24 protein-coding genes and 3 tRNA genes are annotated in these 26,041 nt (G+C 73.7%); 15 read left to right on the forward strand and 12 right to left on the reverse strand.

The window, feature by feature from the left end; genetic code table 11:
* The first annotated feature begins 117 nt into the window (after nucleotides 1–117).
* Both dnaG and ACIO9K_RS22715 read left to right on the forward strand, forming a co-directional pair.
* Entirely contained in the window at nucleotides 118–2,022 is a 1,905-nt protein-coding gene (gene dnaG, locus ACIO9K_RS22710; RefSeq protein ID WP_400332425.1) for a DNA primase, read from the forward strand.
* 136 nt (nucleotides 2,023–2,158) lie between these two features.
* Nucleotides 2,159–3,361, forward strand: a complete 1,203-nt coding sequence (locus tag ACIO9K_RS22715; RefSeq protein ID WP_400332428.1) for an RNA polymerase sigma factor — start codon at nucleotides 2,159–2,161, stop codon at nucleotides 3,359–3,361.
* A gap of 18 nt (nucleotides 3,362–3,379) precedes the next feature.
* Here the strand turns inward: ACIO9K_RS22715 and ACIO9K_RS22720 are convergent, their stop codons facing one another.
* The 4 genes from ACIO9K_RS22720 to ACIO9K_RS22735 all read right to left on the reverse strand — a co-directional run bounded on the left by ACIO9K_RS22720 (nucleotide 3,380) and on the right by ACIO9K_RS22735 (nucleotide 8,323).
* Nucleotides 3,380–4,504 (reverse strand): DUF2690 domain-containing protein, encoded by a 1,125-nt coding sequence (locus tag ACIO9K_RS22720; RefSeq protein WP_400332431.1) that lies wholly within the window; start codon nucleotides 4,502–4,504, stop codon nucleotides 3,380–3,382.
* Between the two features lie 435 nt (nucleotides 4,505–4,939).
* Nucleotides 4,940–6,343: a glutamate decarboxylase gene (locus ACIO9K_RS22725; RefSeq protein ID WP_363586323.1), complete on the reverse strand. Its 1,404-nt coding sequence runs from the start codon at nucleotides 6,341–6,343 to the stop codon at nucleotides 4,940–4,942.
* Between the two features lie 133 nt (nucleotides 6,344–6,476).
* Nucleotides 6,477–7,910, reverse strand: coding sequence for an FGGY family carbohydrate kinase (locus tag ACIO9K_RS22730; protein ID WP_363586322.1), 1,434 nt, complete (start codon nucleotides 7,908–7,910; stop codon nucleotides 6,477–6,479).
* Between the two features lie 107 nt (nucleotides 7,911–8,017).
* Nucleotides 8,018–8,323, reverse strand: a complete 306-nt coding sequence (locus ACIO9K_RS22735) for a hypothetical protein (RefSeq protein WP_350878155.1) — start codon at nucleotides 8,321–8,323, stop codon at nucleotides 8,018–8,020.
* A gap of 246 nt (nucleotides 8,324–8,569) precedes the next feature.
* Between ACIO9K_RS22735 and ACIO9K_RS22740 the strand changes: the two genes are divergently transcribed.
* Both ACIO9K_RS22740 and ACIO9K_RS22745 read left to right on the forward strand, forming a co-directional pair.
* A tRNA-Asn gene (locus ACIO9K_RS22740) sits at nucleotides 8,570–8,642 on the forward strand.
* A 61-nt stretch (nucleotides 8,643–8,703) separates the two neighbouring features.
* A tRNA-Asn gene (locus ACIO9K_RS22745) sits at nucleotides 8,704–8,776 on the forward strand.
* A 161-nt stretch (nucleotides 8,777–8,937) separates the two neighbouring features.
* On the opposite strand, the gene ACIO9K_RS22750 is transcribed toward ACIO9K_RS22745, so the two are convergent.
* Both ACIO9K_RS22750 and ACIO9K_RS22755 read right to left on the reverse strand, forming a co-directional pair.
* Complete coding sequence (locus tag ACIO9K_RS22750; protein WP_363620338.1) at nucleotides 8,938–9,690, reverse strand: trypsin-like peptidase domain-containing protein; 753 nt, start codon at nucleotides 9,688–9,690, stop codon at nucleotides 8,938–8,940.
* A 107-nt stretch (nucleotides 9,691–9,797) separates the two neighbouring features.
* Nucleotides 9,798–10,676 (reverse strand): trypsin-like serine peptidase, encoded by an 879-nt coding sequence (locus ACIO9K_RS22755; RefSeq protein WP_400332437.1) that lies wholly within the window; start codon nucleotides 10,674–10,676, stop codon nucleotides 9,798–9,800.
* A 189-nt stretch (nucleotides 10,677–10,865) separates the two neighbouring features.
* On the opposite strand from ACIO9K_RS22755, the gene ACIO9K_RS22760 reads away from it, so the two are divergent.
* From ACIO9K_RS22760 to ACIO9K_RS22800, 9 genes are all read left to right on the forward strand, one after another.
* Nucleotides 10,866–10,939 (forward strand) — tRNA-Ile (locus tag ACIO9K_RS22760).
* Nucleotides 10,940–11,221: 282 nt separating this feature from the next.
* A complete protein-coding gene (locus ACIO9K_RS22765) occupies nucleotides 11,222–12,175 on the forward strand; it encodes an SPFH domain-containing protein (protein WP_400332440.1) in 954 nt (317 codons plus the stop codon).
* 9 nt (nucleotides 12,176–12,184) lie between these two features.
* Nucleotides 12,185–12,412 carry a hypothetical protein gene (locus tag ACIO9K_RS22770; protein WP_063347470.1) on the forward strand — a complete coding sequence of 76 codons (228 nt, stop codon included), beginning with the start codon at nucleotides 12,185–12,187 and terminating at the stop codon, nucleotides 12,410–12,412.
* Between the two features lie 37 nt (nucleotides 12,413–12,449).
* Nucleotides 12,450–13,094, forward strand: coding sequence for a GPP34 family phosphoprotein (locus tag ACIO9K_RS22775; protein ID WP_400332444.1), 645 nt, complete (start codon nucleotides 12,450–12,452; stop codon nucleotides 13,092–13,094).
* A gap of 233 nt (nucleotides 13,095–13,327) precedes the next feature.
* A complete protein-coding gene (locus ACIO9K_RS22780) occupies nucleotides 13,328–14,230 on the forward strand; it encodes an ABC transporter ATP-binding protein (protein WP_400332447.1) in 903 nt (300 codons plus the stop codon).
* Between the two features lie 118 nt (nucleotides 14,231–14,348).
* Entirely contained in the window at nucleotides 14,349–15,122 is a 774-nt protein-coding gene (locus tag ACIO9K_RS22785) for an ABC transporter permease (RefSeq protein WP_400332450.1), read from the forward strand.
* Nucleotides 15,119–16,402 carry a sensor histidine kinase gene (locus ACIO9K_RS22790; RefSeq protein WP_400332495.1) on the forward strand — a complete coding sequence of 428 codons (1,284 nt, stop codon included), beginning with the start codon at nucleotides 15,119–15,121 and terminating at the stop codon, nucleotides 16,400–16,402. Before ACIO9K_RS22785 ends, ACIO9K_RS22790 begins: the two co-directional genes overlap by 4 nt.
* 4 nt (nucleotides 16,403–16,406) lie before the next feature.
* The gene (locus tag ACIO9K_RS22795; protein WP_363586305.1) at nucleotides 16,407–17,057 is read left to right on the forward strand and encodes a response regulator transcription factor; all 651 of its coding nucleotides are present in this window, start codon (nucleotides 16,407–16,409) and stop codon (nucleotides 17,055–17,057) included.
* Between the two features lie 9 nt (nucleotides 17,058–17,066).
* Nucleotides 17,067–17,975: a pyridoxal-phosphate dependent enzyme gene (locus tag ACIO9K_RS22800; RefSeq protein ID WP_363620350.1), complete on the forward strand. Its 909-nt coding sequence runs from the start codon at nucleotides 17,067–17,069 to the stop codon at nucleotides 17,973–17,975.
* A 51-nt stretch (nucleotides 17,976–18,026) separates the two neighbouring features.
* Here ACIO9K_RS22800 and ACIO9K_RS22805 read toward each other — a convergent pair whose 3' ends face one another.
* On the reverse strand, nucleotides 18,027–19,568 hold the full coding sequence (locus tag ACIO9K_RS22805) for an LCP family protein (RefSeq protein WP_363620352.1): 1,542 nt from the start codon (nucleotides 19,566–19,568) through the stop codon (nucleotides 18,027–18,029).
* 120 nt (nucleotides 19,569–19,688) lie between these two features.
* Entirely contained in the window at nucleotides 19,689–20,153 is a 465-nt protein-coding gene (locus ACIO9K_RS22810) for a MarR family winged helix-turn-helix transcriptional regulator (protein ID WP_400332455.1), read from the reverse strand.
* Between the two features lie 105 nt (nucleotides 20,154–20,258).
* On the opposite strand from ACIO9K_RS22810, the gene ACIO9K_RS22815 reads away from it, so the two are divergent.
* Entirely contained in the window at nucleotides 20,259–21,284 is a 1,026-nt protein-coding gene (locus ACIO9K_RS22815) for an NADP-dependent oxidoreductase (RefSeq protein ID WP_363586301.1), read from the forward strand.
* Between the two features lie 354 nt (nucleotides 21,285–21,638).
* Entirely contained in the window at nucleotides 21,639–22,133 is a 495-nt protein-coding gene (locus ACIO9K_RS22820; protein WP_063347462.1) for a DUF3145 domain-containing protein, read from the forward strand.
* 97 nt (nucleotides 22,134–22,230) lie between these two features.
* Here the strand turns inward: ACIO9K_RS22820 and fabF are convergent, their stop codons facing one another.
* The 4 genes from fabF to ACIO9K_RS22840 all read right to left on the reverse strand — a co-directional run bounded on the left by fabF (nucleotide 22,231) and on the right by ACIO9K_RS22840 (nucleotide 25,989).
* Entirely contained in the window at nucleotides 22,231–23,496 is a 1,266-nt protein-coding gene (gene fabF, locus ACIO9K_RS22825) for a beta-ketoacyl-ACP synthase II (RefSeq protein ID WP_400332459.1), read from the reverse strand.
* Nucleotides 23,497–23,676: 180 nt separating this feature from the next.
* Nucleotides 23,677–23,928 carry an acyl carrier protein gene (locus tag ACIO9K_RS22830; RefSeq protein ID WP_363620356.1) on the reverse strand — a complete coding sequence of 84 codons (252 nt, stop codon included), beginning with the start codon at nucleotides 23,926–23,928 and terminating at the stop codon, nucleotides 23,677–23,679.
* A gap of 82 nt (nucleotides 23,929–24,010) precedes the next feature.
* The gene (locus tag ACIO9K_RS22835; RefSeq protein ID WP_363586298.1) at nucleotides 24,011–25,042 is read right to left on the reverse strand and encodes a beta-ketoacyl-ACP synthase III; all 1,032 of its coding nucleotides are present in this window, start codon (nucleotides 25,040–25,042) and stop codon (nucleotides 24,011–24,013) included.
* On the reverse strand, nucleotides 25,039–25,989 hold the full coding sequence (locus ACIO9K_RS22840; protein WP_063347458.1) for an ACP S-malonyltransferase: 951 nt from the start codon (nucleotides 25,987–25,989) through the stop codon (nucleotides 25,039–25,041). The genes ACIO9K_RS22835 and ACIO9K_RS22840 overlap by 4 nt, the downstream gene beginning before the upstream one ends.
* Nucleotides 25,990–26,041 lie beyond the last annotated feature (52 nt).

Genomic DNA, 26,041 nt, shown 5'->3' on the forward strand with positions numbered 1-26,041 from the left:
GGCGCCCGGCGTCCGACCGCCCAGGCGCAACCGCCCGGCGCCCGACCGCGCGCGGCGGGCCGGTCCCGGCGCGACCGGACCGCCGGGAAACCCCGGCCACCCCAGTAGACTTCCGGGGTGGCCGGGCGGATCAGGGACGAAGACGTACAAGTGGTGCGCAGCGCACTGCCGATCGACGCCGTGGTCGGCGACTACGTTCAGCTCACCAACGGTGGCGGCGGCGAGTACAAGGGCGTCTGCCCCTTCCACGACGAGAAGTCCGCCTCGTTCTACGTGAACCCGGCCAAGGGCGTCTTCCACTGCTTCGGCTGCCAGGAGAACGGCGACACCATCGCCTTCCTGATGAAGATCGAGCACTTCACCTTCGCCGAGGCCGTCGAGCGGATGGCCGCCCAGGCCGGCATCACCCTGCGCTACGAGGAGGGCGGCTACAGCCCCCGCCACCAGCAGGGCGAGCGGACCCGCCTGGTCGAGGCGCACAAGGTGGCCGCCGCCTACTACCGGGAGCAGCTGGCCTCGGCGGAGGCGGAGATCGGCCGCCGCTTCCTGGCCGAGCGCGGCTTCGACGAGGAGGCCGCGAAGACCTTCGGCGTCGGCTACGCCCCGGTGGGCTGGGAGCACCTGGTCCGCTACCTGCGTGGCAAGGGCTTCACCGACAAGGAGATCCTGCTCGGCGGCCTGGCCTCGCAGGGCCAGCGCGGCGGCCTGATCGACCGCTTCCGGGGCCGGCTGGTCTGGCCGATCCGGGACATCGCGGGCGAGGTGGTCGGCTTCGGCGCCCGCCGCCTGCGCGAGGACGACAACGGCCCGAAGTACCTGAACACCCCCGAGACGCCGATCTACAAGAAGTCGCACGTGCTGTACGGCATCGACCTGGCGAAGAAGGAGATCGCCAAGTCGGGCCGCGCGGTCGTGGTCGAGGGCTACACCGACGTGATGGCCTGCCACCTGGCGGGGGTCACCTCGGCGGTGGCCACCTGCGGTACGGCCTTCGCCGAGGACCACATCAAGATCATCCGTCGGCTGCTGATGGACACCTCGCAGTACCGCGGCGAGACGGTCTTCACCTTCGACGGCGACGCGGCCGGTCAGAAGGCCGCCCTGCGGGCCTTCGAGGACGACCAGAAGTTCGCCGCCAAGACCTCCATCGCGGTCAGCCCGGGCGGCATGGACCCGTGCGAGCTGCGCCTGGCCCAGGGCGACGAGGCGGTCAAGCAGCTGATCGACAACCCCGTCCCGCTGTTCGAGTTCGCGCTGGTCTCGGCGGTGTCCAAGCACCGGGTGGAGACGCCGGAGGGGCGGTCGGCGGCCCTGGAGGAGGCGGCCCCGATCGTCGCCAAGATCAAGGACCGCTCGATCCAGCACGAGTACGCCGTCCGCCTGGCCGGCATGCTCGGCATCCTGGACGAGCCCTTCGTCGTCCGCCGGGTCTCCCAGCTGGCCCGCTGGGACCGCGAGCGCCAGCAGAACCCCCGGGGCGCCGACCGCGGACGCCGCGTCGAGCCCGCGCCGGTGCGCCCGGCGCAGCCCGCCTTCCGGCTCAACCCGCGCGACCCGGCCCAGTTCGTCGAGCGGGAGCTGCTCAAGCTGGCGCTCCAGCACCCGGACCTGGTCAGCCCGGCCTTCGACCACTACGGCGAGGACGAGTTCCCCACCCTGCCGTACACCGCCGTCCGGCAGGCCATCGCCAAGGCCGGCGGCGCCGCGTACGGGGCGACGTTGCCCGACTTCACCAGCGCGGTGCGCGAGGCGGCCCCGGACGACCAGGTGCGCTCGCTGGTCACCGAGCTGACCGTCGAGCCGGTGCGCTCCCGCCGGAAGGTGGACGCGGTCTACGCCGGGGAGTTCCTGGTCAAGCTGCGCCTGCTGGCGGTGGACCGGCGGATCGCCGAGGTCCGCGGCTACCTCCAGCGGCTCGGCCACCGGGCCGACGCCGAGCAGCAGCACGCGGTGCAGACCGAGCTGTGGCAGCTCCAGCAGTACGGTCAGCAGCTCCGCAGCCAGGGCGCGGCGGGGCTGTAGGAGTGCGGCGGGGCCGTGGGAGCGGCCCAGAAAGTCGGCGCACGAGTCTCGGCCACGGAGTGTGGCGTACCGCACACTGGAGGGCGTCCCACCTCCGTTCAGCGCGGGTCCGCCAGAGTCGCGCCCGCCCCGAGGGATGCCCGTGGACCGAGGCTTCGCCGCGACCGCCAGCCCGACCGCCGCACCGACCTCCAGCCCGACCGCCGCACCGCCCGGCGCGCTGAGTGCCGCACCGCCCGGGGAACGGGAGACGGACCACGGCCGGGCCGGGGCCGCGTCCCCGGACGGCGCCCGAGGCGTGCCGGAGGGTCACCCCGAGGCCCCGGAGACGGACCCCGACGCAGAGGGTCCGGAGCCCGACGCAGAGGACCCGGAGCCCGACGACGGGGACGAGGAGGAGCCCCGCCCGCCGGCCGAGGGCGACGCCGGCCCGGCGCCGGACCTGCTCCGCCAGTACCTGCGCGAGATCGGCCGGGTCCGCCTGCTCACCGCCGCCGAGGAGGTGGAGCTGGCCCGCCGGGTCGAGGTCGGCCTGTTCGCCGAGGAACGGCTGAACGGTGACCCCCCGCCGCCCGACCCGCTGGCCCGCGAACTGGACACCCTGGTGGTGCGCGGCCGGATCGCCAAACGCCGGCTGATCGAGGCGAACCTGCGGCTGGTGGTGTCCGTCGCCAAACGCTACGTCGGCCGCGGACTGACCCTGCTGGACCTGATCCAGGAGGGCAACCTGGGCCTGATCCGGGCGGTGGAGAAGTTCGACTACGCCCGCGGCTACAAGTTCTCCACGTACGCGACCTGGTGGATCCGGCAGGCGATGAGCCGGGCGCTGGCCGACCAGGCCCGGACGATCCGGGTGCCGGTGCACGTGGTCGAGCTGATCAACCGGGTGATCCGGGTGCAGCGCGCCCTGCTGCAGGAGCGCGGGCTGGAACCGACTCCGGCCGGGATCGCCGCCGCCCTGGAGCTGACCGAGGAACGGGTGCGCGAACTGCTCCGGCTGGCCCAGGAGCCGATCTCGCTGCACACCCCGGTCGGCGAGGAGGACGACGTCGCGCTCGGCGACCTGATCGAGGACGCCGACGCCGCCTCACCCGCGGAGTCCGCCACCTTCCTGCTGCTGCGCCAGCACCTGGACGCGGTCCTGGCCACCCTGGGCGAGCGGGAGCGCCAGGTCGTCCAGCTCCGCTACGGGCTGGACGACGGCCGCCCGCGCACGCTGGAGGAGATCGGCGCGGTGTTCGGCGTGACCAGGGAGCGGATCCGCCAGATCGAGTCGAAGACACTGATCAAGCTCCGCGACCACGCCTTCGCGGCGCAGCTGCGCGGGTATCTCGACTGAGCGGCCCACCGGGATCGGCTAGGACCGGCCAGGGGAGGGCTGTGCGCTGGCGGGCTGCGCGGCGGTCGGCTCTGCGGCGGTCGGTTGTGCCGGGGACGGCGGGTCGGTGGCCGCCGCGTCCGGGCCGGTGCCCGGGGGCGGCGAGGCGGGGCCGATCGGGATCGGGGTGGAGGCCACCACGGCGGCCAGGCCGGAGACGGGCGAGGTGCAGACGTGCCCGGCCGGCTGGTACCCGCAGACCTGGAAGGTGACGGCCGGGTCGGCCGCGTCCAGCATCGACGAGTAGTTGTCGTAGCCCCAGTGGATGAGCGCCGTCTCGCTCTGGCCGGAGCCGTCGGTGATGGTCGCGTAGTCGTTCGGCTCGCCCTCGGTGATCGCCGCCCAGGCCGCCTGGCAGGTCTGGCTGTACCGGAGGTAGACGACGACCTTGCCGATGACGTCGGTCTGCAGGGTCCGGGCGTCCTTGCCGCAGCCGGTGGCCTTGGGGTCCTTGTGCGCGCAGCCGACGGCCTGGCAGACGGGAGCGCCCGGGACGGGCTTGGCCGCGGTGGCGGTCGGGACGGGCTCGGCGACGGTCTGCGGCTGCTCCTGGTGCCGGGTGGCCCGCAGGCCGACCAGCACCAGCAGGGCCACCAGCAGGGCGGCGCCGGTCAGCAGCGTTGCCGGGCGCCGCCACCACGCCACGGGTGCCGGCACGGTGCCGCCGGGCTCGCCGGGTGCGGCGGTCAGGTCGAGCACGTCGGTCACGTCGGAGGCGGCAGGTGCGTCGGAGGCGGCGGGCCCGCCGGTCCGGTCCGTCGGGGGCTGTGCCGCCGGGGCCTGCTCGGGGGCCGCCTGCGCGGCGGGTTCCTCCGGGGCGGCGGGCCCGCCGTCCTCCTCGGGCCCCGCCACGGCCCGCTCCCACAGCGCCCGCAGGGCCGGCCCGTCGCAGTCCACCGCCCCGGTCAGCGCCTCCAGCGCCTGCCCGGTGATGACCCGCTTGCCGTTCAGCCAGCGCTCCCAGGAGGCCCGGCTGTAGTGCGTCCGGGCGGCCAGCTCGGACAGCGAGAGTCCGGCGGCGTCCTTGATGGCCCGGAGCTCCTCGGCCAGGAGCCGGGCGGGTCCGGACAGCTCTTCGGGCAGGTTCTTCCAGGCGGAACCCATGGGGCCTTCCAACGGTGCGAGACGGGAACGGGGGACGGGGAGCGCGGAACGGGCTCCGGCCGGGGCCGTCCGGGTGTCTCCGCTTCTCCAAACCCATCGGTCCGGCGTCCCAAACCCCAGGTCATGGCGCTGAGACGGACGGAAGTGTCTCACAACCCCCGGGAACGCTCGCATGTGCACGTGTCCGTCGTGCACAGTTCTCTGGTCGGCGCGGTTCGCCGCCCGACGGCGTCGTTCGGACGCGGACCGGTCACCGGTCCCCGCTCCGGCAGCACGTCCCGATTCCCCCACCGGCCGGGGCAGCCTCGCGGGGGGAGGCTGCCCCGGTTCGTCCGGGACGCACGGTGGGGAGGGCGCTTCGCCGCGCCCTCCCCACCGTGATCACGCCCTACCGCGTTCACGTCCCACCGCGTTCACGCCCCGGTGGACGCACGCCTAGTGGTGGAAGCCCGACCGGGCCGGCACCCCCAGCTCCTTGAGCGGGCCGGGCTGGCGCCGCAGCTCCGGCAGCAGCCGGGAGAGGTCGGCCAGCAGCAGGTCGGCGAGGTCCAGCGAGAAGCCGTTGCGGCAGACCACCCGGAGCACCGACAGGTCCGTCCGGTTCGCGGGGAAGGTGTACGCGGGCACCTGCCAGCCGCGTTCGCGCAGCCGCCGCGAGACGTCGAACACGTCGAACGGCTCGTCGTCGGCGGTGGTGAGGGCGAAGACCGGCAACTGGTCGCCGCGGGTCAGCAGCCGGAAGCCGCCCAACTGCCCGATCGCTTCGGACAGGTGGATGGCGACCTCGCGGCAGGCGCCCTGGACGGCCCGGAAGCCGTCCCGGCCGAGCCGCAGGAAGACGTAGTACTGCGCGACGACCTCGGCGCCGGGGCGGGAGAAGTTGAGCGCGAAGGTCGGCATCTCGCCGCCGAGGTAGTTGACCCGGAAGACCAGTTCCTCCGGCAGAGCCTCCTGGTCGCGCCACAGGGCCCAGCCGACTCCGGGGTAGACCAGGCCGTACTTGTGCCCGGAGCTGTTGATCGAGGCGACCCGGGGGAGCCGGAAGTCCCAGACCACCTGGGGGTCGAGGAAGGGCGCCACCATGCCGCCGGAGGCGCCGTCCACGTGCACCGGGACGTCGAGGCCGGTGCGTTGCTGGAGGTCGTCCAGGGCCGCGCAGATCTCCGCGATCGGCTCGTAGGAGCCGTCGAAGGTGGAACCGAGGATGCCGACCACGCCGATGGTGTCCTCGTCGCACAGCGCGACCGCGTGCTCGGCGTCGAGGTGGAAGCGCTCGCCCTCCATGGGCGCGGTGCGGGCCTCGACCTCCCAGAAGGTGCAGAACTTCTCCCAGCACACCTGCACGTTGACGCCCATCACCAGGTTGGGTCGGGCCCCGGCCGCGTAGCGCTCGGCGTTGCGGCGCATCCAGCGGCGCTTGAGCGCCATGCCGGCCAGCATGCAGGCCTCGCTGGAGCCGGTGGTGGAGCAGCCGACCGCGGCGTCCGGGTCGGGGGCGTGCCAGAGGTCGGCGAGGATCGCCACGCAGCGCCGCTCCAGTTCGGCGGTCTGCGGGTACTCGTCCTTGTCGATCATGTTCTTGTCCAGGCACTCGGTCATCAGCCGGGTGGCCTGCGTCTCCATCGAGGTGGTGACGAAGGTCGCCAGGTTGAGCCGGGCGTTGCCGTCCAGCATCAGCTCGTCGTGGATCAGCTGGTACGCGGTGTCGGCTGCGATGGGCCCCTCGCCGAGCCGGTGCAGCGGCGGTGCCAGCTTCATCGAGCCCAGCGGGTCGGCGGCGCCCACGAGCGGGCCGATGCTCAGCCGGCGGTCGTTGCCGGCCCCCTTGTGCAGCGCCATGGAGTCCTGCCGCCCTTCGAGCCGGTGGCCGTGTCCCGTCCCACGCTGCCACCGGCCGCCGGGTGACGCATCTTCACCGGCCGGGGCCGGGGGGCGCCGCCGTCCCCGGCCGGCGAGGCCGCCGCAGCCGGGGTCAGGCCGCCGTCTCCGGGTGGATCTGTTCGCGGGCGGCGCGGTACTGCTGGCGCACCGCCGACCCGATCGCCAGGTCCTGCTCCCCGTCCGGCTCGACGGTCTCGGCGTCCGGCAGCTCCCACTCCGGCGGCTCCGGGGTGCCGGCCAGTGCCCAGGCGGCCTGCCGGGCGGCCCCGCGGGCGGCGTGGGCGCCCGGCGGCGGCACCACGACCGGGACGCCGAACAGCGGCGGGGCGATGTGCCGGACGGCGGGCAGCCGCCCGGCCGCGCCGAGCAGGAACACCCGCCGCACCGCGACACCCTGGGCGCGCAGCACGTCGAGGGCGTCCGCGATGTTGCACAGCATGCCCTCGACGGCGGCCCGGGCCAGGTGCTGCGGTGTCATCGACTCGGCCCGCAGGCCGGTCAGGGTGCCGGCTGCGTGCGGGAGGGCAGGCGTCCGCTCGCCGTCCAGGTAGGGGAGGAGCACCAGCCCGTACGCGCCGGGGGAGGAGTGCAGGGCGAGGTCGCTCAGGCCGTCCAGGTCCCGGCCGAGCATGGCGGCGGTGGCGCGGAGCACCTGGGCGGCGTTGAGGGTGGCGACCATCGGGAGGTGGCGGCCGGCGGCGTCGGCGAAGGAGGAGATCAGCCCGGTGGCGTCCACCACGGCCTGGTCGTGCACGGCGAAGATCGTTCCGGCGCTGCCGAGCGAGACCACCGCGTCGCCGGGGCGCAGCCCGAGGCCGAGCGCGGCGGCCATGTTGTCGCCGGTGCCGGCCGAGATCAGCAGGCCCTCGGGGGTGTGCCCGGCGGGTTCGGCGGGGTCGAGCACCTCGGGCAGCCGCAGCTCGTGGCCGAGCGCCAGCTCGACCAGGTCCTGCCGGTACTCGCCGGTGATCGGGGACCAGTAGCCGGTGCCGGAGGCGTCGCCCCGGTCGGTGGTGCGGCGCCTGGGGTGGCCGAGGAGCTGCCAGACCAGCCAGTCGTGCGGGAGCAGCACCTCGGCCACCCGGCGGGCGTTGGCCGGCTCGAACTCGGCCAGCCAGCGCAGCTTGGCGATGGTGTAGGTCGGGCTGGGGACGGCGCCGATCGCGGCGGTCCAGGCGGCCGGGCCGCCGAGCGCGTCCAGCAGCTTGGCGGCGGCGCCGCCGGAGCGCGGGTCGTTCCAGAGGATCGCCGGCCGGACCAGCACCCCGCCCGCGTCCAGGCCGATCATGCCGTGCTGCTGCGCGCTGACGCCGATGGCCCGGACGCCCTCCAGCAGGCCGCCGGCGGCGGCGTCGCCGAGCGAGTGCAGCCACAGCTGCGGGTCGGCCTCGCCGGGACGGGTGTCCGGGTCCTCGGGGACGGGGTGCGGCGCCTTGCCGGAGCGCAGGACGGCGCCGGTGTCGGCGTCGCACGCGACGATCCGGGTGCGGTTGGTCGAGCTGTCTATCCCCGCGACGATGGCCATGCCGAGATCATGCCTCAGCCCGGCCCTGGACGCGTCCGGGCCGGGTGAGGTGTTGCCCGTTCGGGACTCGACGCAGGGCCCTGGTACACCCTGGCGTCACCGTCCCGTCACGGGCGGAAGGTACCCCAGCCGTCGTCCTCGGCCCGGGAGCGGTTGAAGTACGGCACCCGGTCGGTGACGGCGTTCGGCAGCCGGTCGCCGACCTTGTCCGCGACGGCGCCGGCGGCCTTCCCGGCGACCGCGCCGGCCTGCTGCCTGGCCCGGTCGGCGGCGCCCTGCACCGTGGGGTTCTGGGCGATCTGCCGGGTGACCTTCGTGATCTGGTCGTAGCGCCGGCGCCCGGCCCGGGAGCCCAGGACGTAGCCGGCCGCGAACCCCGCGGCCAACGACAGCTTCCACATGATCGGATCCACCCTCTCCTGGCGGCCTTCTGCCGCATTGCCCTACCCGTCCGTCGGGACGGCGAACCGTCCATGCCCCCCAGCATCCCCGGGGGCCGTGCGGGGCGCGCGCCGGGCACGCCGGGTGGGAGGCCGCGCGGGAGCCCCGGGGGCGGTCCGGCGAAAGCGATTGGCGGACCACCCCCCCGAGTGCGCTAATGTATGTCCCGCAGCGAGCGCCGAGGAGCCCGGGGAACCGGGGGCCGAGGCGGAAGCCGATCCCCCATAGCTCAATTGGCAGAGCAGCCGACTGTTAATCGGCAGGTTATTGGTTCGAGTCCAATTGGGGGAGCTCGGGAGAGGTCTTGCAAGAGCCCTCCTCCCGTCCGCGGTACGGCAGTTCGGTACCGCGATCCCGCATAGCTCAATTGGCAGAGCAGCCGGCTGTTAACCGGCAGGTTTTTGGTTCGAGTCCAAATGCGGGAGCTTCATCGGGTCCGCCCGGTGACTGCTCAGAGCGAAGGCCCCTCGGATGACCGGGGGGCCTTCGTGTTGCCTTCGTCACCTCGCGACGGCCGGGCGGCTCGGGCGGCCGCCTCCGGAGCTCGGACGGCCGCCTCCCGGGCCCGGGTGGCCGCCACCCGGGTTCAGGCGGTCGCCTCCCGGTAGAGCGCGGAGACCCGCTGGTCGAAGGTGACGCTGTAGGAGGTGCCGGCCGTCTCGCCGCCCTCCTGGTAGCCACCGATCACGCCCACGACCGCGCCGCTGTCCGTCACCCACGGGCTGCCGCTGGTGCCGTCGGTGTAGCCGTCGCAGTCGAAGCGTTCCTGGGTCGGGCTCTGCGAGCGGGTCCTGGCCGCGCAGGTGATCGGCTCGTCGCGTTCGTTCGGGTAGCCGGTCACCGAGACGGCGAGCCCGAAGCCCTGGCCGGTGGCGATCGGGTTGCCGCCGACGGCGTCCTCGACCTGCTTGCCGCCGACCGTGCCCACGGTGACGAAGGCCACGTCGTACTCGGGGTCGTCGTCGTCCGCCCAGCGCGGGTCGACGGTGATCGACTTCACCGGCCAACTGCCGTACGGGATGAAGCCGTTGCGGTAGCCGGGGGTGAACACCAGGCCGTCCAGCAGGCCGATCCGGCGGTTCTGCACGCAGTGCGCGGCGGTGACCAGCAGGTTGTGCCTGGGGCTGCGGACGACGCTCGCCGTGCAGGCCCGGGGGCCCTGCGCGGTGCGGACCGAGAGGGTGCCGATCCGGTCGCGGGTGCTGCTCTGCTGCGCGACCTCGGCGGCGGGTGCCTGGTCCTGCTCGCCCCCGTCGCACGCGGTTCCGGCGGCGAGCAGCAGGGCCGCCAGCGCGACCGTCCGTGCGGCGCGCGGGGGCCGTGCCGGGCGGGGGGCCATCGGGGCTCCGTCTCGTTCCTCGGGGCGGGCACCGGGTCCGTGCGTTCCGCCGTTCGAGAGGAAGATCTATCAGGCCGTGCCCGGCGGCGCCACCGCCGCCCCTCCGGTCAGCCGGTGGCCCGGTCGTAGAGCGCCTGGACGCGGTCGCCGAAGTAGCTGCTGTACGAGGTGTCCGGGCTGTCGCCGCCCTGCTGGTAGCCGCCGATCACGCCGACCACGGTGCCGGTCCTGGTGCTCGGGTCGAAGTCGGTCACCCAGGGGCTGCCGCTGGTGCCGCCGGTGTAGTCGGGGCAGTCGATCCGCAGCTGGGTGGAGCTCTGCTCGGTGGTGTTGTTGGCGCAGGTGATCGGGACGTCGCTGGTGCCGGGGTAGCCGGTGATCCGCACGGGCAGCTGGTAGCCGAGGCCGACGCCCAGCTTGTTGGCGCCGAGCACCTGCTGCACCTGCTGCCCGTTCTGGGCCTGGACGACGGCGAAGGCGACGTCCACGTCCGGGTCGGCGTGGTCCTTCCAGCCGTCGTCGACGGTGACGGCGATCAGCGGCCAGACACCGCTGGGGGTGTCGCCGTTACGGTAGCCGGGGACGAAGACGAGGTCGCTGCGCTGGCCGAGTTGGGGGTCCCAGACGCAGTGCGCGGCGGTGACGATGAGGTTGAGCCCGGCGCTGTCGACGACGCTGGCGGTGCAGAAGTGGTCGCCGTCCGCGTTGCGGGTGAAGACGGCGCCGACCAGGCCGTTGAGCACGGTGGGCCTGGCGGTGCGGGTGACTCCGGTGTGCCTGGAGACGGCGCCCCTGAGCCGTTGTCGGCTCCAGCCGTGGCCGCCGCCGGAGGCCGAGGCGGATCCGGAGGGACGGGCGGAGCGGGTGGCCGGAGCCGAGCTGACCGTCGGCGCGCCCCCGCCGGGCCCGGCGGAGGTGGTGCAGCCCGCCGCGGCCAGCAGCACCGCGAGCGCCCCGGCCGCGGCTCCCGTCCCACGTGTCGTCATCCGTCCAGGCTGCCCGTGCGGCCGTCCGGGCGCCACCCGAACTGCGCAATCAGGACAGGCGCACGCCTGTGCGCACCCGTGCGCGCCCCCGGCGCGCACCACGGGTGATCGACCGGCTATGCTGCGCGGGACGTCCTTTCGGGGCCGTCTGCTGCTGCCGTGGTCGACGACCGGCGCACGCGGCGAACCGGGGCGGTAGCTCAGCCGGTTAGAGCAGGGGACTCATAATCCCTTGGTCGTGGGTTCGAGTCCCACCCGCCCCACCTCAGCCACTGATCGATCGTTGGATCGATCATCAGGCAAAACAGTGGCTTGATCTGGCAGAACGGCTCCAGTTCCGGTCGGAACTGTAGAGCATCGGCCAGCCGCTCAGGGCCTGGCGCGCCGAGATTCACCCACCAGTGGACATCGAGTGGACACGGCCCTTGACGGGCCGGCTTGCCCCACCCCCAGACGAATGCGGTCAGACCTCTGGCGTCGTCGGCGAAAAAAGTGATATCACTTTGACAGCTGGATCGGAAACACTCGCTGGAGGAGCTGGTCTCATGGCCACACCGCGTTCTGCCGTCGACGTCGAAGGCGGCCCCGTCCTCGACCTTCCGGCCCCCAAGATCACCGAGCAGGTCATCACCGGTGCCGCGGGGCTGCCGGTGCTCGGAGGGACGCTGCTCGGCCTGCTCGCGGGGATCGGGGCGACCATCGCCGGCGGTCTCCAACTGGCCGGCGGGTCCAAGGCGCTGGGGATCACCCTGCTGACCGTCGGGCCGCTGGCCGTCCTGGGCGCGCTGCTGCTGCTGTGCGGGCTGACCGTGGTCTCGCCCGGCCAGGCGCGGGTGGTCCAGCTGCTCGGCCGCTACCGCGGCACCATCCGCGCCGAGGGCCTGACCTGGCTGAACCCGTTCACCAGCCGCCGCCGGATCTCCACCCGGATCCGCAACCACGAGACCGAGACCAACAAGGTCAACGACGCGGACGGCAACCCGATCGAGATGGCCGCCGTGGTGGTCTGGCAGGTCGAGGACACCGCCAAGGCCGTGTTCGAGGTGGACGACTACAGCGACTTCGTCGCCATCCAGACCGAGACCGCCGTCCGGCACATCGCCAGCAGCTACCCGTACGACGCCCACCGCGAGGGCCAGTTGTCGCTGCGCGACGGCGCGGAGGAGATCAGCCGGATGCTCTCCGCCGAGATCGCGGCCCGGGTCGTCTCGGCCGGGGTGCGGGTCGTCGAGTCCCGGATCACCCGGCTCGCCTACGCGCCCGAGGTCGCCCAGGTGATGCTCCAGCGCCAGCAGGCCGGGGCCGTGGTCGCGGCACGGCGGCTGATCGTCGAGGGCGCCGTCGGTATGGTCGAGGAGGCGTTGGACCGGCTCGCCGAGCGCGACGTCGTCGAACTGGACGAGGAGCGCAAGGCCGCCATGGTGAGCAACCTCCTGGTGGTGCTCTGCGGCGACCGGGGCACCCAGCCCGTCGTGAACACGGGCTCCCTCTACCAGTAAGGCGCGGCGTTGGCGACGGAGCGGAAGAAGATCCTGCTGCGACTGGACCCGGCGGTCCACGACGCACTGGCCCGGTGGGCCGCGGACGAGCTGCGCAGCGCCAACGCGCAGATCGAGTTCCTCCTTCGCCGTGCCCTCAGCGACGCGGGCCGGATGCCCGGCGACGCGGCCCGTCTTCCCCGGCGCGGCCGACCGCCCAAGGAGAACCCGGAGACCGGCGGTTCCGACGCCGGATGAACGGGCCCATCCACCGTCCATCTGCTTGGAGTCCATCGTGGACCTGCCCATCACCCTGCCGGAGAAGCTCTACCTGCTCGCCTACAACCCCGAGCGCGAGCGGCTCACCGCCACCGCCAGGCTCGACCTGGTGCTGCGGGCCGCCGCGCTCGCCGAACTCCTGCGGCGCGCGCTGATCCGCGACGACGGCCGGCATCCGGCCGCCGTCGAAGGAGCGTCGGCCGACGGCCTCGACCCGCTCTCCGCCGCGATGCTGGAGCAGATCCGGCAGGGCCGGCGGCGCACCTGGCAGAGCTGGGTCGGCCGTCGCCAGGGCCCGGCGTCCCGCGCCGTGCGGGTGGTCCGGGACGGGCTGGCGGCGTCCGGGCGGATCCGGCTCGAACAGCGCCGCGCGCTCGGACTGTTCCCGTGCACCCGGGTCGTCCTGCCGGAGCAGCGGCTGCGCAAGTCGCTCGTGGCGTCGGTGGGTTCGGCGCTGAAGGCGCCGCTCAGCCGGGTCGACCCGGCGGACGCCGCGCTGGTCGCGCTGGTCGACGCCGCCCGGCTCGGAGCCGTCCTGCCGTGGCGCCAGAGCCGCGAGTTCCGCACCCGGATCGACAAGCTGGCCCCCGCTGCGGGCCCCGTCCCGCGCGCCCTGCGCCGAGCCATCAGCACCCGCAACGCCGACGCCGCGGTGGTCTGACCCAGCCGGTGTGATCCGAACGAGAGGCCCGGTCGCCGACACGGCGGCCGGGCCTCCCGCGATCCGCGCCCGCGCTCGTGCCCCATCCACCGATCGGTTGATCCGCCCTCCACCGCGCCCGCCCGCAGCTCTGACCGTCCGGTCGATCCGCGGCCGGGGCCCCGCGCGGGAAGCTCGTCGCAGGCCGGAAGAACCGGCCGGACCAGCGGGGACGAGCGGGAGGGAGCGGCGCGATGGCCGTGATCGAGGTGGCGGGGCTGCGCAAGGCCTACGGGCGGCGCCAGGTGCTGGAGGGGGTCTCCTTCGGCGTGGAGCGCGGCGAGGTGTTCGGCCTGCTGGGGCCGAACGGCGCGGGCAAGACGACCGCCGTGGAGTGCTGCGAGGGCCTGCGCCGGGCCGACGCGGGGACGGTCCGCGTCCTCGGCCTGGACCCGGTGAAGGACGCCCACCGGCTGCGGCCGAGGATCGGCATCCAGCTCCAGCAGGCCCAGTTGCAGGGCGCGCTGCGGGTCGGCGAGGCGCTGGAGCTGTACGCCGCGCTCTACCCGAACCCCAGGGACTGGCGCGAGCTGCTCGCCGAGTGGGGGCTCGCCGACCAGCGCCGGACCCCGTTCGACAAGCTCTCCGGCGGTCAGCGCCAGCGGCTGCTCGTCGCCCTCGCCCTGATCGGCAACCCCGAGGTGGCCTTCCTGGACGAGCTGACCACCGCGCTCGACCCGCAGGGCCGCCGGGACACCTGGGAGCTGGTCCGGCGGATCCGCGACGAGGGCGTGACGGTGGTCCTGGTCTCGCACTTCATGGACGAGGTCGAGGCGCTCTGCGACCGGGCCGCCGTCCTCGACGGCGGACGGATCGTCGCCACCGGCACCCCCGCGGAGCTGATCGCCCGCTCCGGCACCGGCGGCACGCTCGGCTTCCGCCCCAGCGGGCCGCTGGACACCGCCCGGCTGGCGGCCCTGCCGGGGGTCACCGGGGTCGAGGAGCGGGACGGCCGGGTCGAGGTCTGCGGCGTCGGGGATTTCGCCGACGAGGTCACCGGCCTGCTCGCCCGCGAGGGGATCGTCGTCACCGGGCTGCGGATCCGCGAGCACAGCCTGGACGACGCCTACCTCGCCCTGACCCGCCACGACACCTGAGCCGTCACACTTCCTGACTCACCGCGACACCTGAGCCGTCACACCCCCTGAGCCGTCACGCCCCCTGACCCGCCACGACTCCTGAGCCGCCATCACCACGCCCGAGGGGACCACCACCGTGAACCGCACCGCCCACCACACCGCCCACCACACCGCCCACGCCGTCCGCCGCCTGGCCGTCGCCGAGGCCCGCCTGTTCCTCCGCGACCCGCTGACCGCCTTGTTCAGCCTCGCCTTCCCCGTCGTGCTGTTCCTCGTCCTCGGCTCCGTCCCGGCCCTGCGCAAGACCTCGCCCGACATGCACGGCATGAGCACCATCCAGCTGTACGCGCCGATCCTGGCCGTCTTCACCCTGCTGCTGCTCGGCCTCAACGGCCTGCCCTCGCTGCTCGCCGCCTACCGCGAACGCGGCGTGCTGCGCCGGATGTCCGCCAGCCCCGTCCGCCCGGCGCTGCTGTTCGGCGCGCTGCTGCCGCTGTACCTGGGCGTCGCCGTCGTCTCGGTGCTGCTGGTGGTGGCGGCCGGGCCGTTGCTCGGGGTGTCGCTGCCGCGCCGGCCGCTGGGGTTCCTGCTGGCCTTCCTGCTGGCCGCCGCCGCGCTGCTGTCGGTCGGCCTGCTGCTCGCCGCGGTCGTCCCGTCCGCCAAGGCCGGCAACGCGGTCGGCGCGCTGGCCTTCTTTCCGATGATGTTCTTCTCCGGGATCTGGCTGCCGCGCGAGTTCTCGCCGGCCCTGCTCAACCGGATCGGCGACTTCACCCCCAGCGGCGCGGCCGTCCAGACCCTGCAGGATGCCTGGTCCGGGCGCTTCCCGCACGCCGTGGGCCTGCTCACACTCGCGGCGTACGCGGTGCTCGCGGGGGCCGCGGCTGCCAGGCTGTTCCGGTGGGAATGATCATGCGGCCACCGGCCGACGAGAGCGCGCTCGGCGACTGGTTGGACCGGTTGGACCGGCTGATCGGCCCGTTCTGCTTCGTCGCCCTGCTGCTCGCCACCGCTCTGGCCCTGCTGGTCCCCGTCCCGACCGCGCGCTCCGCGGCCGCCACCCTCCCGGTGGCGGCCGCCGCCTTCCTGTGGCTGGTCCTGCGCTCGGTGCTCGACCGCACGCCGGGGCCGGACGGCCGCGCCCGGTACGCCGGCGCCCACTTCGCCGTCCTGCTGGCGCTGACCACCGTGCTGGTGCTGGACAACCCGATCTTCGGCTTCTTCGCCTTCACCGGCTACCTGCACGCCGCCCAGTACCTGTGGGGCCGGGTCCGGATGGCGGGCGCGGCCGCGGCCACCGTTCCCACCTCGCTCTCCCAGGTCGGCGGGGCCCTGCCCGACAGCCCGGCGGAGTTCGGCGGACTGCTGACCGTCGTCGCCTTCAACCTGATGGTGGTCGGGTTGCTGTTCGCGCTCCGCGAGGTCGCCGACCGGCTGAGCGCCCGCCGCAAGGCCGCCAACGCCGAACTCGCCGAGGCCAACCGGCTGCTCACCGAGACCCTCGCCGAGAACGCCGGACTGCATGCCCAACTCCTCGTCCAGGCCCGGGAGGCCGGGGCCGCGGACGAGCGCCGCCGGCTCGCCCGGGAGATCCACGACACCGTCGCCCAGGGCCTGGCCGGGATCGTCACCCAGCTCCAGGCCGCCGACCAGACCCGCGCCCAGGACGCCGCGGCCGCCGAGCGGCACCGGGCGAACGCGGCGGCCCTCGCCCGGGAGAGCCTGACCCAGGCCCGCCGGGCCGTCCACGCGCTGCGCCCGATCGAGCTGGAGCGGGCCGCGCTGCCGGAGGCGCTGGCGGAGCTGGTCGAGCAGTGGCGGGAGCGCAACGGCGCCGCCGCCGGGCTGACCGTCACCGGCGAGGCCCGCCCGCTGCACCCCGAGGTCGAGGTGACGCTGCTGCGGATCGCCCAGGAGTCGCTGGCCAACGCCGCCAAGTACGCGCGGGCCTCCCGGGTCGGTGTCACCCTCTCGTACATGGCCGACCTGGTCACCCTGGACGTCCGGGACGACGGCGTCGGCTTCGACCCGGCCGCCGAGCCCGCCTCCCGGGCCACCGGCGGCGGCTACGGCCTGGACGTGATGCGCCGCCGCGTGCAGCGCCTGGCCGGGCGGCTCGACCTGGAGACCGAACCGGGCGCCGGCACGACCGTGTCCGCGACCCTGCCGGCGATCAGCATGGAGGAGTAGAACCGTGAGCGACGCGACGACGATCAGACTGCTGTTGGTGGACGACCACCCGGTGGTCCGGGACGGGCTGCGCGGGATGTTCACCGCCGCCCCCGGCTTCGAGGTGGTCGGCGAGGCCGGGGACGGCGCCGAGGCGCTGGTCCTGGTCGCCGCGCTGCGCCCGGACGTGGTGCTGATGGACCTGCGGATGCCGCGGATGGACGGCGTCACCGCGATCCGCGAGATGGCCGAACGCGGCCTGCCCGGGCGGGTCCTGGTGCTCACCACCTACGACACCGACGCCGACGTGCTGCCCGCCGTCCGGGCCGGCGCCACCGGCTACCTGCTCAAGGACGCGGCCCGGGAGGAGCTGTTCCACGCCGTCCGGGAGGCCGCCCGCGGCGCCTCGGTGATCGCGCCGACCGTCGCCGCCAAGCTGCTCGGCCAGGTCCGCGCGCCCGTGCGGGAGCCGCTCAGCCCGCGCGAGCTGGAGGTGCTGGAACTGGTCGCCTCCGGGGCCACCAACCGGGAGGCCGCGGCCCGGCTGTTCATCAGCGAGGCCACCGTGAAGACCCACCTGATCCACGTCTACGCCAAGCTCGACGTCAAGGACCGCGCCTCCGCCGTCGCCGCCGCCTACAACCTGGGGCTGCTCACCCCGACCGGCCGGTCGTAAGCTGGCCGGATGCTCGAACCCGCCCTGCTGCCGACCCCGCTGGTGGACTGCACCGACGAGGTGTTCGCGCGGGCCGGGGTGGAGCTGCGGCTCAAACGGGACGACCTGCTGCACCCGAGCGTCCCGGGCAACAAGTGGCGCAAGCTCGCGCCCAACCTGGCGGCCGCCGTCGCCCAGGGCCACACCCGGCTGCTGACCTTCGGCGGGGCGTACTCCACCCACCTGCGGGCGGTCGCGGCCGCCGCCGGGGCACTCGGCCTGGAGAGCGTCGGGCTGGTCCGCGGCGAGGAACTGGCCGACCGGCCGCGCAACTGGTCGCTGCGGGCGGCCGAACGGGCCGGGATGCGGCTGGAGTTCCTGACCCGCGCCGAGTACCGGGAGGCCACCGGCCGCGCCGACGGCGGCCCCACGGCCGGTCCGCAGGGGCGCTGGGGCCCCTGCCTGGTGCTCCCGGAGGGCGGTTCCAACGCGCTGGCGGTGACCGGCGCGGCGGCGATCCCGGCCGAACTGCCCGACCTGGGCGGGCACGACGTGGTCTGCTGCCCGGTCGGCACCGGCGGCACCCTGGCGGGCATCGCGGCCGGCCTGCCGCCGGGCGCGCGGGCGCTCGGCGTGGCCGTGCTGCGCGGCGGCGAGGGCTATCTGGAGGGCGAGGTCGCCCGGCTCCACCGGGCCGCCCACGGCCGGGAGTTCGACAACTGGCGGATCGACCACGCGCACCACGGCGGCGGCTACGGCAAGGTCCCGGCCGAACTGGCCGCCTTCGCCGAGCGGTTCGAAGCCCGCCACGGCATCCCGCTGGAACGCCGCTACGTGGCCAAACTGCTGGCCGCGCTGACCGGCCTGGCCGCCGCCGGAGCCTTCCCCCGCGGCACCCGGCTCACCGCCGTCGTCACCGGCCTGCCCGACCCGGAGTAGACCCGGCGCCCGAGTGGGCCCGGAGCCGGAGCGGGCAGGCCCCGGACGGGCTCATCCGAAGGTCAGGTCGGCGCACGGGTCGGTGTCGGCGCCGCGGGTGTTCTCCGCTATGCCGGTGGGCACCCCGCTGGGCACGCCGCTCGGGTCGGCGGTGGCGGGGGCGGAGGGCTTCGCGCCGGGGCCGCTGCCGACCGCGTCCAGCTTGGTGGCGGGGCTTGGGCGGTAGTCGCGGCCCAGGGTGACGGTGATGCCCTCGGAGCCCGGCTCCTCGACCGCGCGCGACCCCGGGAAGAGCGCGGCCACCTGGTCGGCGGCGGCCTTCAGGGCCGGGTCGTAGCTGATCTCGGTCTGCAGCCGTCCGCCGGCGGGCTTGCCGAGCGTGACGTTCTGGAAGCCCCGGGCCCGCAGCGCCTCCCCGCCGGAGGTGGACAGGCCGGGGGTGCCGACGCCGTTGACCACCAGCACGGGAGCCGCGGCCTGCTCGGGCGTGAGCGGCGCGGACGGGCCGGCCGCGGCTCCCGGGGTCGCGCCGTCGGGGCCGGGGGCGGTGGGGGAGGGCGCCGGGGTGTCGGTGCCGGAGGTGCTCTGGCCGTCCAGGGTGCGGTCCTCGCGCAGCAGCCGCCACAGCGTGTCGGCGTCCGGCTGGACGAGCTGGACGCGCTCGCCGGCGAAGCGCCAGGGCGCGGTCACGAAGGTGATGTCGGACAGCTTGATGTCCTGGAGCGAGCGGGCGAAGTCCACCAGCTTCATCGCGGTGCCCAGCCCCTCGTCCACGGTGAGCGAGCGGGTGGCCGCGTCGGCGAGCGGGAGCAGCGTGGGCAGGGAGAAGCCCTGGCCCTGCACCTTCTTGATCATCGAGGAGACGAAGGCCTGCTGGCGCTTCATCCGCCCGATGTCGGAGTTGTCGCCGAAGCCGTAGCGGGCCCGCAGGTAGTCCACCGCGGGCTGGCCGGAGAGCTTCTGCATGCCCTTCCGGAGGTGTATGCCGTGCGAGTCGACGTTGTTGGGGACGCAGACGTCCACGCCGTTGATGGCGTCGGCCATCGCGGCGGCGCCCTTGAAGTCGACCACGATGGTGTGGTCGATCCGCAGCCCGGTGAGCGTCTCGACGGTGTTCTGCGTGCAGGCGGGGTTGCCCTTGGGGAACTCGCCTATGGTGAAGGCCGAGTTGAACATCTGGTTGTTCCGGGGCGTGGTCCAGGTGCCGCTCGGCAGCTTGCAGGACGGGATGGTGACCAGGGTGTCCCGGGGTATGGAGACGCCGACGGCGTGCTTGTGGTCGGCGTAGACGTGCACCAGCATCGCGGTGTCGGAGTGGCCGACGCCCTCGTCGCCGCCGCCGATCGCGCTGTTGCCGTCGTCGCGGGTGTCCGAGCCGAGCACCAGGATGTTCACCGGCAGTTGGGCGCCGGGGGTGACCGGGGCGGGCGCGGGCGGGCGCTCGGTGGCGATGCCGCCCGGGTCGAAGGTGGTGATGTTGTTGTCCAGCCGGTGGTAGAACCAGGCCCCGGCGCCCACGACGGACAGCACCAGCACGGCGGCCAGGCCGATGGCTGTCCGCAGGTAGCGGCGCCTGCGCGTGCTGCTGCCCATCCTCCGTGTCCCCCCGTCTTTCCGTCTCTCGTGTTCGATGTTCGAACATTAGACGTTTCGACGGGCGGTTCGGTTACCTCCGGCGGTGGCCCGGATTTGGCTCCGGGGCTGTGATGCTGATCACGCCCCGGCGCCGGCGGCGCCGGTGACCATCCGGCGGAGCAGGTCGCGCAGGACGGCCCGCTCGTCCTGGCCGAGGGCGGCCAGCGGCTCGCGGGCGAAGTTCAGTGATTCGCGCAGTTCCTCGGAGGCGGTGGCGCCGGTGCCGGTGGCGGCGACCAGCTTGACCCGGCGGTCCTGCCGGTCGGCCTCCCGGGTGACGAAGCCGCGGGCTTCGAGCCGGTCGACGATGCCGGTGATGTTGGACGGCTCGCAGCTGAGCGTCTGGGCGATCTGGCGCATCGGCATGGGGCCGCGGCGCAGCAGGGCGAGCACCTTGGCCTGGGCGCCGGTGAGCGAGCGGGCGGCGGCCGCCTCCTCGTACTCGCGATGGAACAGCGCGACCAGGTTGGCCATCAGGTCGACGACCTCGCGGGTGATCTCGTCGGACTGCGGCGTGGCGGCCTGGGTCGACTGGGTGTCCATGTCCGAGAGTCTACCTGAAAAGTTGACAACATGAACCTTTCATGCCCATCGTTACTTCAGTAGCTCAACCTTTCATGCATCGGAACCACCTAAGGAGCTCCTCCCATGGCAGAGCAGGCCGCACCCGCGACCGCCCGTGAATGGCACCTCGCCGCCCGCCCCCAGGGCTGGCCGGTGCCGACCGACTTCGCCCTGGTCGAGGCCCCGGTCCGGACCCCGGGCCCGGGCGAGATCCTGGTGCGCAACGCCTTCCTCTCGGTGGACCCGTACATGCGGGGCCGGATGAACGACGTGAAGTCCTACGCCCCGCCGTTCCGGCTCGGCGAGGCCATGGAGGGCGGCGCGGTCGGCCACGTGGTCGCCTCCGGGGCCGAGGGCTTCGCCCCGGGCGACGCCGTCCTGCACGGCCTCGGCTGGCGCGAGTACGCCACCCTGGACGCCCGCCACGCGGTCAAGGTCGACCCGGCCGCCGCCCCGCTCTCCGCCTACCTCGGCGTGCTCGGCATGCCCGGCCTGACCGCCTACGCCGGGCTGCTCGCCGTCGGCGGCCTCAAGAAGGGCGACAAGGTCTTCGTCTCCGGCGCGGCCGGCGCGGTCGGCAGCATGGTCGGCCAGATCGCCAAGCTCAAGGGCGCCTCGCTGGTGGTCGGTTCGGCCGGCTCGGCGGAGAAGGTCGCCAAGCTGGTGGACGTCTACGGCTACGACGCCGCCTTCAACTACAAGGACGCCCCGGTCCACGAGCAGCTGGCGCAGGCTGCCCCCGACGGCATCGACCTCTACTTCGACAACGTCGGCGGGGACCACCTGGAGGCCGCGATCGGCGCGCTCACCGTGCACGGCCGCGCCGTGCTCTGTGGCGCGATCGCCCAGTACAACGACACCACCGCCCCCGCCGCCCCGCGCAACCTGGCGCTCGCGATCGGCAAGCGGCTGCGCCTGGAGGGCATGCTGGTCAGCGACCACGCGGCGCTGCAGTCGCAGTTCGTCGCCGACGTGGCCGGCTGGCTGACGTCCGGCGAACTGCGCCACGAGGAGACCGTGGTGGACGGTTTCGAGCGCACTGCGGACGCCTTCCTCGACCTGCTGCGCGGCGTCAACACCGGCAAGATGGTGGTCCGCCTGGACGGCTGACCCTTCGTCAGCTCGCCGACCGCCCCGCCGCCCCCCCCACCGGGCGCGCGGGGCGGTTTGCGTACGGGCGCGGGGGAATCGGCCGCACTACCGCATTCCGGCCGGATCCGAAAGTGCGTCATCCACGGTGCGGGGCGGCGCGGTACGGTGGGTCCCGCCTGGCGATGGGGCCGTTCGGGGGAGAGATCCGGCCGAGGGGTAGACCTCGTTGAGGATTCGACTAGCATTGAGCGAAAGCCTGTCCGTTTTGCTCAATTTAGTAGCTTAATGTCGGCTAACGTGGGTAACTGTGGATCAACTGCAGGCACGAGGCAGCTGGGGAAGGCGACCCTCGTCCACAGCCTGGAGGTCCCGGTGACGACACGTGGAGTTCTCTACATCCACTCCGCGCCCCGCGCGCTGTGCCCGCACGTCGAGTGGGCCGTCGCGGGGGTGCTGGGTGTGCGGGTGAGCCTGGACTGGATCCGCCAGCCGGCCTCGCCCGGACACTGGCGTGCCGAGCTTTCCTGGCAAGGGGAGCCCGGTACGGCCTCGAAGGTCGCCTCCGCGCTGCGCGGCTGGCAGCTGATGCGGTACGAGGTCACCAGTGAGCCCTGCGCCACGGCGGAGGGGGAGCGGTACAGCAGCACGCCCTCGCTCGGCATCTTCCACGCCGTCACGGGCATCCACGGCGACATCCTGATCCCCGAGGACCGGCTGCGCGCCGTCCTGCTGCGGGCCCGCAGCGAGGGGGCCGACCTGGAGGCCGAGATCTCCCGGCTGCTGGGCAAGCCCTGGGACGACGAGCTGGAGCCGTTCCGCTACGCGGGCGAGGGCGCACCGGTGCGCTGGCTGCACCAGGTGGTCTGAGCCGGCGGGCCCACGACGCGGCGCATGAAGAGGGGCCGGCGAGCGCCGGCCCCTCTCGGTGCGTTCGGACCCGGTGCGTACCGGGTCGGAGTGCGGACTACCGGGAGCGGAAGGCCAGCACCACGTTGTGGCCGCCGAAGCCGAACGAGTTGTTCAGCGCCGCGATCCGGCCCTCGGGCAGCGGGCGGGCCTCGCCGCGCACGATGTCCGCGTCCACGTCGTCGTCCAGCTCGTCGACGTTGATGGTCGGCGGGGCGACCCGGTGGTACAGGGCCAGCACGGTGGCGACGGTCTCGATGCCGCCGGCGCCGCCCAGCAGGTGGCCGGTCATCGACTTGGTGGCCGAGATGGCGATGTGGTCGAGGTCGTCGCCGAGCTCCTTGCGCAGCGCCTTCAGCTCGGCGGTGTCACCCTGCGGGGTCGAGGTGGCGTGCGCGTTGACGTGCACGATCTCGGCCTTGTCCAGGGTGTTGCGCTCGAACAGGTCGGCCAGCGCGCGGGCCACGCCGGCGCCGGTCGGCTCGGGCTGGGCGATGTGGTGGGCGTCCGAGGACAGGCCCTGGCCCACGGCCTCGCAGTAGATCCGGGCGCCGCGCGCCTCGGCGTGCTCGACCGACTCCAGCACGACCACGCCGGCGCCCTCGCCCAGCACGAAGCCGTCCCGGCCCTTGTCGTACGGGCGGGAGGCGCGCTCGGGGTCGTCGTTGTTCTTGGACATCGCCATCATGTTGGCGAACGCGGCGATCGGCAGCGGGTGGATCGCCGCCTCGGTGCCGCCGGCCACCACGACGTCGGCGCGGCCGGTGCGGATCATCTCGATCGCGTAGCCGATCGCCTCGGCGCCGGAGGCGCAGGCGGAGACGGGGGTGTGCACACCCGCGCGGGCGCCGACCTCCAGACCGACGTTGGCCGCCGGGGAGTTGGGCATCAGCATCGGGACGGTGTGCGGGGAGACCTTGCGGGCGCCCTTCTCCTTCAGCACGTCGTACTGGTCGAGCAGGGTGGTCACGCCGCCGATGCCGGAGGCGATGACGGTGCCGAGGCGCTCGGGGGCGAGCTTGGAGGAGTCGTCGGTGGCCGGCGTCTCGTAGCCGGCGTCGGCCCAGGCCTCACGGGCGGCGATCAGCGCGAACTGCGCCGAGCGGTCCAGCTTGCGGGCCAGCGGCCGGGGGAGGATCTCGCCCGGCTCGACGGCCGTGCGGGCGGCGATCTTGACGGGCAGCTCGGCGGCCCACTCCTCGGTCAGGGCCGCCACTCCGGAGCGCCCTGCGACCAGGTTCTCCCAGGTGGTGGCGGCGTCGCCGCCCAGCGGCGTGAAGGCGCCGATACCCGTGACGACCACGGTACGGTTTTCAGCGGTCACTGGTTCTTCTTCTCTCACGATCGTGGGGTCGGCGGCGAGCCGAGGAAGGGCCCGGCCGGGCGCCCGGTGGGGCGTCCCGGCCGGCGGGTCGGCCGGGCTCGGGGGAGCCGGGCCGACGATTCAGCCGTCCGAGGCGTCGAGAACGCCGGACGTGCTGGACGGATCGAACGGGTCGATCGGTCAGGCGGTGGCGTTGGTGAGGATGTAGTTCACCGCGTCGCCGACGGTCTTCAGGTTCTTGACCTCGTCGTCCGGGATCTTGACGTCGAAGCGCTCCTCGGCGGCCACGACGACCTCGACCATGGACAGCGAGTCGACGTCCAGGTCGTCCGTGAAGGACTTGTCCTCCTGGACGTCCTCGGTCGGGATACCGGCGATCTCGTTGACGATCTCGGCGAGACCTTCCAGGACCTCGGCCTTGTCCTTAGCCATACTGGCTGCTCCTCTTCGGTGTTGAACGCGTCCGACCGGCGGCCGGACGCAGGCTTTGCGGAATGAGTGGGGCGAAACGCGCCTAGGGGAGCGTAACGACTGCCGCGGCGTACACGAGACCCGCCCCGAAGCCGATGATCAGCGCGAGGTCGCCGCTGCGGGCCTCGCCGCTCTCCAGCATGCGCTCCATCGCCAGCGGGATGGAGGCCGCGGAGGTGTTGCCGGTCTCGGCGATGTCGCGGGCGACCGGCACCGAGTCGGGCAGCTTGAGCGCCTTGATCATGGCGTCGGTGATGCGCATGTTGGCCTGGTGCGGGATGAACGCGCCGAGCTGGTCGGCGGTGACCCCGGCGGCGTCCAGCGCCTGCTGGGCCACCTTGGCCATCTCCCACACCGCCCAGCGGAAGACCGGCTGGCCGTCCATCCGCAGGGCCGGCCACTTGGCCTCCTCGCCCACGCCGTTGACGGCGTCGGGCTTGGCGAAGGCGGTGTCCCAGGCCTGGGTCTGCGAGATGACGTCGGACTGCGAGCCGTCCGAGCCCCAGATCAGCTTGCCGATACCGGGCGTGTCGGACGGGCCGACGACCGCGGCGCCGGCGCCGTCGCCGAAGATGAACGCGGTCGAGCGGTCCGACTGGTCGGTCAGGTCGCTCAGCCGCTCGACGCCGATCACCAGCACGTACTCGGCGTTGCCGCCGCGGATCATGCCGTCGGCCAGGCCCAGGCCGTAGCCGAAGCCCGCGCAGGCGGCCGAGATGTCGAAGGCCGGGGCGGTGCCGCAGCCGAGCCGCTCGGCGATCTCGGTGGCGATCGCCGGGGTCTGCTTGAGGTGCGAGACGGTCGCGACGATCACGCCGCCGATCTGGTCCGGGGTGATCCCGGCCTGGGCGATGGCCTTGCCGGAGGCCTGCACCGACATCTCGGCGACGCTCTCCTCCGGGCCGGCCCAGCGGCGCTCGGCGATCCCGCTGCGGGTGCGGATCCACTCGTCCGAGGAGTCGATCCACTCCAGCACCTCGGCGTTGGGGATCACCCGGACCGGGCGGTAGCCGCCCACGCCGAGGATGCGCGCGTACTGCGCGCCCTCGGACGGGCGGATCTGCGGGTTCGTCATGCCTGGGTCTCCTGATCCTGACCGCCGTGCTCCGCGACGAGCGCGCGGGCCTTGTCCAGGTCGGCGGGGGTCTTGAGGGCAAGCGTCGCCACACCCTTGAGGTTGCGCTTGACCAGTCCGGTGAGGGTGCCCGCGGGGGACAGCTCGATGACGGCGGTCGCGCCCAGCTGCCCGAGGGTCTCCATGCAGAGGTCCCAGCGGACCGGGTTGGAGACCTGCGACACCAGGCGGGTGAGCACCTCGGCGCCGGAGGCCACGACCTCGCCGTCCTTGTTGGAGACGTAGCGGACCTGCGGGTCGGCCACGGTCAGCGTCGGGGCCAGCGCGGCCAGCCGCTCGACACCCGGGGCCATGTGCTCGGTGTGGAAGGCGCCGGCCACCTTCAGGGCGACCAGCTTGGCACCGGCCGGCGGGTCCGCCTTCAGCGTCTCCAGCTGGGCCAGCGTGCCGGCGGCGACGATCTGGCCGCCGCCGTTGTTGTTGGCCGCGGTCAGGCCGTGCTCGGCCAGCTTCGCCGCGACGACCTCCGGGTCGCCGCCGAGCACGGCGATCATGCCGGTCTCGGTGACGGCGGCGGCCGCGGCCATCGCCCGGCCGCGCTCGCGGACGAAGGTCAGCGCGTCGTGCGCGCTCAGCACTCCGGCGCCGGCGGCGGCGGTGATCTCGCCGACGCTGTGGCCGGCCACGGCGCCGACCAGCTTGCGGGCGACGTCCTCGTCCGGGAACAGCTCACGGGCGGTCATCAGACCGGCCGCGACCAGCAGCGGCTGGGCGACGGCGGTGTCCTTGATCTCCTCTGCGGAGGCCTCGGTCCCGGCGTGCACCAGGTCGAGCCCGGCGACCTCCGACCAGCCGCGGAGGCGGTCGGCGACACCGTCCAGCTCCAGCCAGGGGCTGAGGAAACCGGGGGACTGGGCACCCTGTCCAGGGGCGACGATTACGAGCACGGTTCAACCCTCTCTCGCCAGGCGCCCAGGGGCGGGTAGGCGACGGTAACGA

The sequence above is a fragment of the Kitasatospora sp. NPDC087271 genome (assembly GCF_044744605.1).
Taxonomy (GTDB): domain Bacteria; phylum Actinomycetota; class Actinomycetes; order Streptomycetales; family Streptomycetaceae; genus Kitasatospora.